3 protein-coding genes and 1 pseudogene are annotated in these 12,189 nt (G+C 61.9%); 3 read left to right on the plus strand and 1 reads right to left on the minus strand.

The features are described from left to right. The 3 genes and pseudogenes from GSM73_RS00005 to GSM73_RS00015 all read left to right on the plus strand — a co-directional run. Positions 1–3,169, plus strand: a pseudogene (locus tag GSM73_RS00005) (condensation domain-containing protein); the annotation flags it as partial. Beyond that, complete coding sequence (locus GSM73_RS00010) at positions 3,166–6,396, plus strand: amino acid adenylation domain-containing protein (protein WP_160891240.1); 3,231 nt, start codon at positions 3,166–3,168, stop codon at positions 6,394–6,396. The pseudogene GSM73_RS00005 and the gene GSM73_RS00010, both read left to right, overlap by 4 nt. 493 nt (positions 6,397–6,889) lie before the next feature. Further along, complete coding sequence (locus tag GSM73_RS00015) at positions 6,890–9,358, plus strand: TonB-dependent receptor (RefSeq protein WP_160891242.1); 2,469 nt, start codon at positions 6,890–6,892, stop codon at positions 9,356–9,358. A gap of 252 nt (positions 9,359–9,610) precedes the next feature. On the opposite strand, the gene GSM73_RS26570 is transcribed toward GSM73_RS00015, so the two are convergent. Beyond that, positions 9,611–12,189: amino acid adenylation domain-containing protein (locus GSM73_RS26570; protein ID WP_256676603.1), on the minus strand; the 2,579-nt coding region annotated here is incomplete at its 5' end.

Raw genomic sequence — 12,189 nt, forward strand, 5'->3', positions numbered from 1 at the left:
CCCGTTTTCCACAACCGGCGAACGTCTGTACCGCACGGGTGACTTGAGCCGTTAGCGCGCCGATGGCGTGCTCGAGTATCAGGGCCGCATCGACCATCAGGTGAAGATCCGCGGCTTCCGCATCGAGTTGGGAGAAATCGAAGCACGGCTGCTGCAGCAACCCCAGGTGCATGATGTAGCGGTGCTGGCCCAGGACGCTCCGGGCGGTCAGCAACTGGTGGCCTACGTGGTTGCTTCGGCGTTGCAAGCGGACGAAAGCAGTGCGCGCGCCCAGCTCAAGGCAGGCCTCAAGGAGCATCTGCCCGACTACATGATCCCGACGCACCTGTTGTTCCTCGAACACCTGCCCCTGACGCCCAACGGCAAACTCGACCGCAAGGCCCTGCCAGCCGTGGATACCGGGTTATCGCAAAGTGGTTACGAGGCACCCGAGGGTGAGCTGGAGCAACAGATTGCCGGTGTCTGGCAAGAGGTGCTGGAGCTGGAACAGGTCGGTCGCAACGACCACTTCTTCGAGCGCGGTGGTCACTCATTGCTGGCGACCCAGGCCGTTTCACGCTTGCGTAAGCTGACCGGCTATCCGCTGAGCCTGCGTGACCTGTTCGATCATCCGCAGCTCAAGGCGCTGGCGGCGCTGATGGCCGGCACCGTCGATGGACCGGTCCGGGCGGGCGATTCCCGTGGGGTGCGGCTCCAGGCCCATGGGCCACGCCGTTCCGCGCCGCTGTCGTTGGTGCAGCGACGTTTGTGGGTTGCCGAACAATTGTCCGGCGGCACTTCGGCGTATGGCATGCCCATGGCGCTGCGCCTGTGCGGCGAGTTGTCGGTGGAGCGTCTGATGAGCAGCTTTGCCGACGTGGTACGCCGTCATGACGTATTGCGCACTGCGTATCGCCAAAACGAAGAAGGGGATCCGGTGGCGCTGATTGCCGATGAGGTCCGACTGGACTTCCCGGTGATCGACCTGTCTGGTCTGTCGCCCAGTGCCCGGCAGGAACAGGTGGCCCAGGCGACGCTGGAAAATGCCCGCACCCCGATCGATCTGGAGCAGGCACCGCTGCTGCGCGGGCGGATCCTGCACCTGGGGCCGACCGAACATGTGTTGCTGTACGCCATGCATCACATCATCTCCGATGGCTGGTCGATGGGGTTGTTGATCAACGAACTGGTGCAGGTCTACGAGGCATCCCTCAAGGGTGAACCGATGCCGCTGGCCCCCCTGGAGATTCAGTACCATGACTTCGCCTTGTGGCAGCAGGCGCTGGAAGAGCAGGGCGTACTGGCGCGTCAGGCTGACTACTGGAAACACCGGCTCAGTGGCTACGAGGGGCGCCTGAACCTGCCGCTGGCCCGTCCTCGGGGCCAGACCGCTTCCTATGACGGCGATGCGCTGCAGTTCCAGCTTCCCACCGGGCTGACCGGAGCCTTGCGCCGGTTGTCCAGCGAAGCCGGGGTCACGCTGTACAGCACGCTGCTGGCGTCCTTCCAGGTGTTATTGCATCGGCTCTGCGCTGCGCAAGATCTGGTGGTTGGCGCCGACGTGGCGGGTCGTGAACAGCCGGAGCTGGAGCGGCTGATCGGTTTCTTCGTCAACGTGCTGCCCCTGCGTTCGCGCTTGGACGCCGATGCCACGTTCGCAAGCTTCCTGGCGCAAACCCAGGACAACCTGCTTGGCGCCCTGGAGCATCAGGACTTGCCGTTCGACCAGATTGTCGAGGCCTCGGGCGTGCCACGACACAAGGGCATGAATCCCTTGCTCCAGGTGTTGTTCGTGATGAACAACGTGCCGGTGCGCACCCGCTCCATAAAGGGGTTGAGCGTGGAATTGCTGCCGGCGTTGGAGACCCATTCTAAATTCGACATGGCGTTGTTCGTTGACGAAGAAGAAGGGCAATTGCGCGGCACTTGGCAATTCGCCACAACCTTGTTCGGACATGAGCGCATTCAGTACCTGATTCAGGCCTGGACCGCCCTGTTGGAACAGATCGTCGCTGATCAGGACATTCAATTGGGAGCTATCAGCATGCCAGTCGACAACTTGGCGGCCGCCGCCAAGCCTGCCACCGTCCCGGGGCCCAAGGCCGATAAGCTGGGCAAGTTTCTCAAACGCTCGGTGACACCGCTCGCCAAGCCTCGACCGGCGCGGGTGCGTGAATCACTGGTGGCAGCACCGCAGCGATTCCCGTTGATGCTGGAGCCGGGTGAACCCCAGCTGGATGTCATCGAGTGGATTCATCAGAACCGGCCGCTGATCGAGCAAAAGCTGGCCGAACATGCGGGCATTCTGTTCCGCGGTTTTGAACTGGATGGCATCCAGGGCTTTGAAGCGTTCGCCGAAGCGATCCAGCCCGGCCTTTATGGTCAGTACGGCGATTTGCCGAAGAAGGAAGGGGGCAAGAACACCTACCGTTCCACGCCGTACCCGGAGCGCAAGATGATTCTGTTCCACAACGAAAGCTCCCATCAGGACCGCTGGCCGCGCAAGCAGATGTTCTATTGCGAGCAAGCCGCGCCTGTGGGCGGTGCGACTCCAGTGGTGGATTGCCGGTTGATGTACGAAAAACTGCCGTCGGACCTTCGCGAGAAGTTCGAAGACAAAGGGCTGCTGTATGTGCGCACCTTCACCGACAAACTCGACGTGTCGTGGCAGCACTTTTTCAAGACCGAGGACCGCCGCGAAGTTGAGGCCCGGTGTCGGGCGGGCGGTATCCAGTGGCGCTGGCTCGACAACGACGAGTTGCAGACCCGCACACCGGGGCCGGCGATCATCACGCACCCGATCACCGGGGAGAAGTCGTTCTTCAATCAGGTGCAATTGCATCACATCTATTGGTTGGAGCCGGATGTGCGGGAGGACCTGCTGTCGATGTTCGGTCTGGAGCGCATGCCTCGGCATGTGTATTACGGCGATGGCACACCGATTGAGGATGAGGTGATGGCGCGCATTGGTGATTTGTATGAAGCCTGTGCGGTGCGTTTCGACTGGCGCAAGGGCGACGTGATCCTGCTGGACAACATGCTGGTGGCCCACGCCCGCGACCCGTTCGAGGGCCCCCGCAAGATCGTGGTTGCCATGGGCGATATGTATGAGCGCAGCGCGCTGGAGGGCCAGGCCGATGCCGGGCTCGCCATCCAGGGCATCCGCAACCTGGAGGAAACCGGAGCATGAACGAGGTATTGATGGACCAGCAGGACCCCGGCTTTGCCTTGACCCCCGAACAACAAGCGATGCTCGAGCAACTGTCGAGCACGGCGACCTGTGGCGAAGCATTGCGTTGGCTGAACGTGGTCATCGACGGCGATCTCGATCCGCAGCGATTGCAGATCGCGTTCGATACGCTCCTGGCACAGCAGCCAATGCTGCTGGCGCGGCTGGACAAAGTGGCCGGTTTCCACGGCTTGCGTCAGGTCGCCAGCGGCGCCGCTCGTTTCCCGCTGACGATACAGGCAGGCGAGCAACGGACCGAGGATGTCCAGGCGCAGATCAAGGATTCGCTGGGCTGTGCTTTTGTGGTGGGCGAATCGCCAAACGTCCAGGCCGTGCTTTATCGTCTGGCGCCGCAGCAATGGCAACTGGTGCTGGGTATCGCTCGCTACAGTGCCGATGCGCAATCGCTGAATCTGCTGCTGGAGCAAGTCCAGCAAGCGTACGCCGCAGTTCAGGCGTCGGAAGACGAAGCACCGGGCGAGTTTGCCCAGTACCTGGAATGGCGCAGTGAGGTGGTGCTTGATGAAGATGCCGCCACCGGACGAACCTATTGGCAGCATTACCTGCAAGGCGTGCAGACGGACATCGCCACACCGTGGTTGGCTGCGCGCAGCGCCGGCAGTGAGACGGGGGCCGCTGATACCTGTGTGTCGCTGACCCTGGAGCCGGCCCAGCGCGATGGGTTGCAACGGTTGGCCGAGCAGCTCGATCAGCCGCTTGCCACGCTGCTGCAAGGCGCATGGTGGGTGTTGCTGGGACGTTTGAGCGGCCTTGAGCAGGCGCTGGTGGGCGTGCGTCATGACAGCCGTGGCGACTATGAATACTTCGCCAATGCTGTGGGCGTGTTCGAGAAAACCCTGCCGCTTAGCGTTTCATTGCCCGTGACGGTGTCGTTCAGCGAGTGGCTGGACGAGCTGGCGGCGCGCCTGGAAGCCCATCGCACCTGGCAGGAATACTGGGCGCCGGAACTGTCGCCTGAGGCGGCGCGCCCGGCCTACGGCTTTACGCTGGGGCAGGCTAACCGGGCCGGCAACAGTGGCGGCCTTAACTGGGCTGTTGCAGAGTCCGTGTGGGTGCCGGCAGATCCATTCGAGTTGCTGTTGCAGGTGCAATTGAACGCTGCCCAGCAGCTTGCCGCGGTCAATCTGCATTACGCCAGCTCGCGTTACTCGCCGGCCTCGGCCAGCGCCGTGTTGGAACAGTACGGCGTGCTGTTGGCGTCGATCCTTGCCGCTCCACACACCGCATTGGCGCGGCTCGATCTGTTGAGTCGCACCGCAGAGCAGCGCTTGCTGGCAATCAACCCCGCCATGCACGCGTTAGCTGATGGCCGTTATCTGCCGCAGCGCATCGCCGATCTGGCGTTGCATACACCGAACGCCATTGCCCTGACCGACGCCCGTCAGCAAATGAGCTACGGCCAGTTGCAAGCCCGGGTCGACAGCATGGCGCAGGGCCTCAAGCAGCAAGGCGTGGGCGCCGGTTCGATGGTCGCGCTGGCGTTGCCGCGCTCGGTGGATCTGGTGATTGCAATGCTGGCGAGCTGGCGCCTTGGTGCGGCGTATCTGCCCCTTGATGTGCAGTGGCCCCAGGCGCGTCAGGCGTTGATGCTGGAACAGGCCGGCGCGGCGTTGTTGTTGACCGATGCGGCGCATCTGCCGGCCTGGCAGGATCAGCCGTATAAGGCGCTGACCGCGGCTGAGCTGAGCCATCCGGCTACGCCACTGCCGGCGCTCGCCACCCAGGGCAACGATATCGCCTATGTGTTGTTTACCTCCGGCTCCACCGGTGTGCCCAAAGGCGTGGTGATCGAGCATCGGCAACTGCTCAACTACACCGCCCAGGCCAGTCAGGCGCTGGGGCTTGCCCAGTGCAAGAACGTCGGTTTCAGTTCCAGCGTGGCGGCGGACCTGGGTAATACGGCGTTGTTTGGCGCGTTGTTCAACGGCGCGACCCTGCATGTGGCCAGCGATGAGCAGATGCAGGACGGCGTGTTGTTTGCCCAGTACCTGCAACAGCAGCAGATCGACTGCCTGAAAATCGTGCCCTCGCACCTCGCGGCGCTGCTCGACAGTGAGCGGGCGAGGCTGCCGGGTACGCTGGTGCTTGGCGGTGAGCCGATTGCGCCGACGTTGGTCGAGCGCATCGCCCGGTTGCGCAGCGATTGCCGGGTGTTCAACCACTACGGGCCGACCGAAGCCACGGTGGGGGTAATGATTCATCCGCTGTCACTGAACGGCGCGGCCGGCGACTGTTCGGCGCTGACCCAGGTGCTGGGCAACAACCAGGTTTACGTGCTGGACGCCGATCTGCGTTTGGCGCCGGCGGGCGTGCTGGGTGAGGTGTACCTGGGCGGAGCGCAGTTGTGCCGGGGCTATCTGAATGCCGAGGCCGATGCGCAGGCGTTCATCCAGAGTCCCTTTGATCCGGCGCAGCGGTTATATCGCACCGGTGACCTGGCGCGTTATCGGCCGGACGGGGCGATCCAGCTATATGGACGGCGCGATCAGCAGGTCAAGGTGCGTGGGTTCCGTATTGAACTGGCGGAGATCGAGGCCGTGCTTGTGCGCATGCCGCAGGTGGCCGAAGCATTGGTGTTGCCGGCAACGTCGGTCGAGCAGGGGCTGTTGGCCTTTGTCGTGGCGCAGCAGGGACTGTCGACGGGCTTGCTCGACGCCGCGCGCGCTGAGCTGAGCGCCCGCTTGCCCAGCGTGATGGTGCCGCAGCACGTGCATCTGATCGAACGATTCCCGCGACTGGCCAACGGCAAGATCGATCGCCACGCACTGCAGCAGTTGGCGGTGGCTACAGCGGACGATGAAGACGCCGCGCCACGCGATGCGCTGGAGCAATTGCTCGCCGCGCGCATGGCGCAGTTGCTTGGACTTGAGCGATTGGGCATCGATCGCGACTTCTTCGCCGCCGGAGGTCATTCGTTGCTGGTGATCAAACTGGTGGCCGGTATTCGCAAGTTGTTGCAGTGCGAAATTCATCCGGGACTGGTCTTCGATCATCCGACCGTGGCGTCGTTGGCCCTGGCCTTGCGGGCGCTGGAGAGCAGTCCGGGGCAATTGGAAAAAATGGCCCAGGTGCGCCTGCGCATGGAGGCGATGAGTCCCGAGGAAAAGGCCCTCCTGACCGAACAGGCTCGGCAGCTGCAAGCCGCCAAGGCGGCCCAAGGCAGCTGACATGGCATGAACAAAAAGGCCTTTTTTAAGTTCTCGTTCCCCCGCTCTGCGTGGGAATGCATTCCGTGACGCTCTGCGTCACCTTCCAGGGGCGGAACGCGAAGCGTCCCTGGCGGCATTCCCACGCTGGAGCGTGGGAACGATCGAAAGGCAGCTGACACTCGCATGAAACAAAAGGCCGGCGCCCCTCTGCGCCGGCTTTTTTTTAACTTTTTTCACGAATGATAAATAAACTCATTCCGGTTTTTGGCAGGTGCTGCGTCTTACTTAGGTATGTGGACAAATCGGGTCGGGCAGGACGCTCAGGCACCGGATGTGTTCAGCAAAAATTTCGCCGTCGTCCAGCCGGATGACCGTGCCCGGGGAGGGGCCGGTCGGCCCCGCACTGACACATTGCCCTTGGGGCAATCGACCGTGCGGGTTCTCTCGTGCTGGCGAGCGGCGGGCCCTTCGGCCCCATGGACTTTTACTTCTACCAATAATAGAGAGCACGATGTCATCCATTCATGAGTTGAAACCTCTGTTCAAGGCACTCGTCATGTCCCGCGGCCTGCGTTCGCGTCGGGTGTTGACCGGTCTGGGGCTGGTCTGCCTGCTGCCACTCAGCGCTCAGGTGATGGCTGAAGACGTCAGCATCGACATCCCTGCGCAATCGCTGCCCCAGGCACTGCAAGCGTTCGGTCAGCAGACCAACCAGCAAGTGATCTACAACGCCGGCGATATGGCCGGGCTGAAAAGCAATCGCGTCAGCGGCAAGATGAGCCCGCAGGCGGCCCTCACCGAATTGCTCAAGGGCACGGGGGTGCGGTACAGCGTTGAGGGCAATACCCTGATGCTGCTGCGCGGTTCTGCCACTGGGTCCCTTGAGCTGGGCGCGACCACCGTCAAGGCACAGGAGCTGGTTGCGACGACCGAAGGCAGCAAGTCATACACCAGTAACGCCGTGACCATCGGCAAGGGCACCCATACCCTCAAGGAAATTCCTCAGTCGATCACCGTGATGACGCGTAAGCAGATGGATGACCAGAACCTGGTCAACCTCAAGGACGCCGTCAACCAGACCACCGGCATCGTCGGCCTGCAGGGCGTTGGCCAAGGCATGATCCTGTCGTCACGCGGCTTCCAGATCGACGATTGGCAATACGATGGTGTGCCGATCCTGCGTAACAATTATTCGCTGGGCAACTGGGCGACCCAGGATCTGATCTTCTTCGACCGCCTGGAAATCATGCGCGGCGCCTCCGGCCTGCTGCAAGGCACCGGCAGCCCCGGTGGTGCCGTCAACCTGGTGCGCAAGCGTGGCCAGAACGCACCGACCGTGACCCTGACCGGCAAGGCCGGCTCCTGGGATCACTACGGCCTGCAACTGGACGCTGGCGGCCCGCTGAACCAGGTCGGCAACATCCGCGGTCGCATCGTCGTCGACGAAGACCAGAGCAATTCATTCGTCGACCATGCGTGGAGCAAGACTCACTCGCTGTACGGCGCGCTGGACGTCGACCTGAGCGAAGACACCACCCTGGGTTTCGCGGTCAGCCAATCCAACGGCGAATCGCGGGGCAACATCCGCGGCCTGCCACGCTACGCCGATGGCAGGATGCCGGACGTGTCGCGCTCGACCTACACGGGGGCGCGCTGGAACCGCTCCGAAATCGACGTCACCACCCTCTACGCCGATCTGGAGCACCGCTTCAATGAGGACTGGGCGTTCAAGGTCGGCGCGGTGCACATGAGCGAAGACAACCAGGCGAAAAACCAGCGCGTCCAAAGGGGAGGTGGTCTCCTGCCTGATGGCAGCGGCGTGCAATATGCCGACTTCCTGACCGATTTCCAGTCCACGAAGGCCGGTCTCGACATGAACCTGACCGGCAAGTTCGAAGCCTTGTCGATGGAGCAGGAAGTCATGCTGGGCGGCAACTACTCCCAGCTGGAAACCGATGACCGCTACGCCCGTACATTCAACAACACCAGCGACTCCATCTTCGACATCGACAATGACCGTCCGGACATCAGCTACGACAGTTTGATCGCCGCGGGTGGCCAGGGCACCCTCAGCAAATACGATATTCGCCAGAAGGGCGTGTACGGCACCTGGCGCGTCAAGCCGGTGGACGATCTGACGCTGGTGCTGGGTTCCCGGGTCAGCTGGTATGACTACAGATACAAGTCGAAAACCGAAAACTCAGCCGGTATCACAGGCAACGCGCCAAGCACCGGAACTGAAACCGGAGTGGTCACGCCCTACGCGGGCATCATCTATGACCTGAGCCGTGAATGGGCCGTGTATGCCAGTTATACCGACGTGTTCCAGCCGCAGACCAATCGCGATGCCAACGGTTCGGTGCTCAAGCCGATAGTCGGCACCAACTACGAAGTCGGCCTCAAGGGCGAGTTGATGGACGGTCGGGTCAATACCTCCCTGGCGATCTTCCGCTACGACCATGAGAACCGTGCCATCAACGACGGTGGTTCGGGGTGTGGCGGCTCGGGTTGCTCGGTAGCCTCGGGCAAAGTGCGCAGCCAGGGTATCGACGCCGAAATCAGTGGTGAAGTGATAGACAACCTGCAGCTGTTCGCGGGTTACACCTACAACACCACCAAGTACCTGGAGGACCCGGACAATGAAGGGAGTATTTTCAGCACCTGGACGCCGAAACACATGCTGCGCGTGTGGGGCAACTACCAGTTCACCGGCGACTGGAGCCGTGTCAGCACCGGCTTGGGCTTCACCAGCCAAAGCCACACGATGGTTTACGACTACGATCGTGAAGTCCCGGGTTACACCGTATGGAACGCCCGCGTCGGCTACCAACTGACGTCGGAAATCGCCTTGGCGGTCAACGCCAACAACCTGTTCGACAAGACGTACATTACGTCCGCCTACAACCAGCTCAATGGCAACAACAACTTCGGTGATCCACGCAACCTGATGTTCAGCGTGACGTACAAACCGCAGTTCTGATCCTCGCGGGAATGAATAGACCTGCCTTGTGGGTGGTGCTGTTCACTTAAGGAAACGGCGCTTTTCGAGACGGGAAAGCGCCGTTTTCTTTGCCAAGGTGCCCACTGCGCAACGCCTGCGTTCGGCCAGCGTGGTTAACGGGGCGCCGAGATCAACGTCCGACGCGAGGCGGCCTTATAGCCGACCTGTTCTTACGGTGGAACTCTAAGTGGCGGTTACCGCAGCAACGGATATACACACCGACCCCAAGCGCTATTCCCCTTCTATCGTACTGGCCCAAAAAGCCTCGACCAACGAATCAAGCAACCCATCATCAAAAATCATACTGCGGTGACGCAACGGCGAATGCATCGAGCATTGCAGCTCCCCGGTCAGGCTGCAGCTCTTGATCAAGGCTTCGCAGAATGCCAATTCTTCCGGGGTTTTTTCTACCTGTGTCCACCAGCAGCTAGGCCGAACCCGTACCGGTTTGAAGGTGAACCCGTCGAAGGCTTCCAGCAAACGATCATGCACCGAGAACGCCTGGGCGTTCATGACTTCATCCTTGACGCTCTGCACGATCGCCAGCAAGTCGCCTCGTCCCGGCTCGATCTGGCTGGCGGCCCACTCATGGAAGGCCTTGACCGTGCTTTCGGGTTGCTCACGCCGATAAGTCGCCGTGCGTTCCGTGAGGGTCGGAAACAGCAGGTCGAAGTATTCGATGGCCTCCAGCAGATCCTGAGAGGCCGGGTCGGCTTGTTCAGCGCCTGGTAAATGCCGATGACGCGACAACGTTGCCGGATATAGATGCTCCGGGATCGTGCTATCCACCAAACCGAGAAAACTCACGGTGTGGCCCAGGCTTTCCAGCGTCGCGGCGATGTCCAGCGCAATGGCGCCGCCCAACGACCAGCCCATCAGGTAATAGGGACCTTGCGGCTGGGCCTTGACGATTTCCTGGCTGTAATCGGCGATCATCTCGCGCCAGGCTTCAGGCCCGGCATGCGGTTCACTGAAGCCGCGGTGCATGACGCCAACGGTGCGCGCCCGCTGTTGGAGTTTGCGCGCCAGTGGCTGGTAACAGAACACGATGCCACCGCTGGGGTGCAGGCAAAATAGCTGCGGTGCGCTGGCCGGTGCGTTGTTCAGTTCGACCAGGCATTGGGTCTGTTCCCGATGTTTTTGCGAAATGAACAGGGCCAGCTCGGCGACGCTCGGGTTGGCCAGCAACTCTTGCAGCCGCACGCTGATATTCAGGCGTGCCTTGAGGTTGGCAATCAGTTCGATCGCCAGGATCGAATGCCCGCCCAGTTCAAAGAAGCTGTCGTTGACACCGACGCGCGCAACCTTGAGGGACTGTTGCCAGAGCTGTGCCAGGGCTTCTTCCAGCTGAGTGCGAGGCGCCAGGTAATGGGAATGCCAAAGACCGGCGTCGGGTTCCGGCAAGGCCTTGCGGTCGAGCTTGCCATTGGCATTGAGCGGGAAATGATCGATGAACAGCAGGTGGCTGGGCACCATGTAGTCCGGTAACTGCGCTTTGAGTGCGCTCAACAAGCCTTCGCGTAACTCGGCCGTGGCCGCTTGGGCGGCAATCACGTAGGCGACCAGCTGCAGGCCGCCCGGGCCTTCATGGGTCAACACGACACCGTCTTGCACCGCCGGCAGCGTTTGCAGGCGCGCCTGGATTTCCCCCAGCTCGATGCGGAACCCGCGAATCTTGACCTGATGATCCAGGCGTCCGATGTACTCGATGCTGCCGTCGGTGCGGTAGCGGGCCAGATCCCCGGTGCGATAGAGGCGGCCACCCGGCAGCGGGTCGAACGGGTCGGGGATGAAGCGGGTAGCGGTCAGGTCGGCACGTCGGTGATAGCCGCGGGCCAGGCCGGCCCGGCCAACGTATAGCTCACCGATGCAACCCTTGGGCACCGGGTTCAGATGAGCGTCGAGCAGATACCAGGACAGGTCGACGATGGGTTCGCCGATGGGGCTTGCGGCCTCGCTGTGCAAGTCACTCATCGACAACGGCCGCCAGGTGACATGCACAGTCGTTTCCGTGATGCCATACATATTGATCAGTTGCGGCGTCTGGTCGCCGAAACGTTCGAACCAGGGGCGAAGACTCTGTACATCGATCGCTTCGCCGCCAAAAATCACCTGTCGCAACCGGTGGGCAAGAGGTTGCCCAGGTTCGCAGGCGACCTGCAGCAACGCCTTGAACGCCGAAGGCGTCTGGTTGAGCACCGTGACGTTTTCCTGGCAAACCAGGGCGTAGAAATCCTGCGGTGAACGGCTCACGGCGTGGGGCACGATGACCAATCGGCCGCCGTGCAGCAGGGCGCCGAAGATCTCCCACACGGAAAAGTCGAAGGCATAGGAATGGAACAGGCACCAGACATCCTGATGATCGAAGCTGAACCAGTGGTCCGTGGCCTGGAACAATCGGCTGACGTTGTGGTGCGCCAGCAGTGCGCCTTTGGGTTGGCCGGTCGAGCCTGAGGTGTAAATCACGTAGGCCAGGTTATCCGGGTCCATCGGCACATTCGGATTGTGCTCGGGATAGGGGCTATTGGTATCGACCGAATCCAGCAGCAGACAGTTGATGTCGGCGGGCAACGCCAGGGATTCACGCAGATGAGCCTGGGTCAGAATCTGCGTCACGCCGCTGTCCGCGATCATGTAAGCCAGGCGGTCGGCCGGGTAGGCCGGGTCCAGCGGCACGTAGGCGCCACCGGCCTTGAGGATCGCCAGCAGGCCGATGATCATCTGTGGCGTACGCTCGACGGCGATGCCGACCAGCACATCGGGCCCGACGCCTTGCTCGATCAGCCGATGGGCCAGTTGGTTGGCCTGTC

The organism is Pseudomonas sp. PICF6, from assembly GCF_009831705.1.
Classification (GTDB): domain Bacteria; phylum Pseudomonadota; class Gammaproteobacteria; order Pseudomonadales; family Pseudomonadaceae; genus Aquipseudomonas; species Aquipseudomonas rhizophila.

What these genes read in the sequence shown, in the direction of transcription:
- GSM73_RS00010 (WP_160891240.1), top strand. Translation starts at nt 3,166, where the DNA reads ATGAACGAGGTATTGATGGACCAGCAGGACCCCGGCTTTGCCTTGACC.
- GSM73_RS00015 (WP_160891242.1), top strand. Translation starts at nt 6,890, where the DNA reads ATGTCATCCATTCATGAGTTGAAACCTCTGTTCAAGGCACTCGTCATG.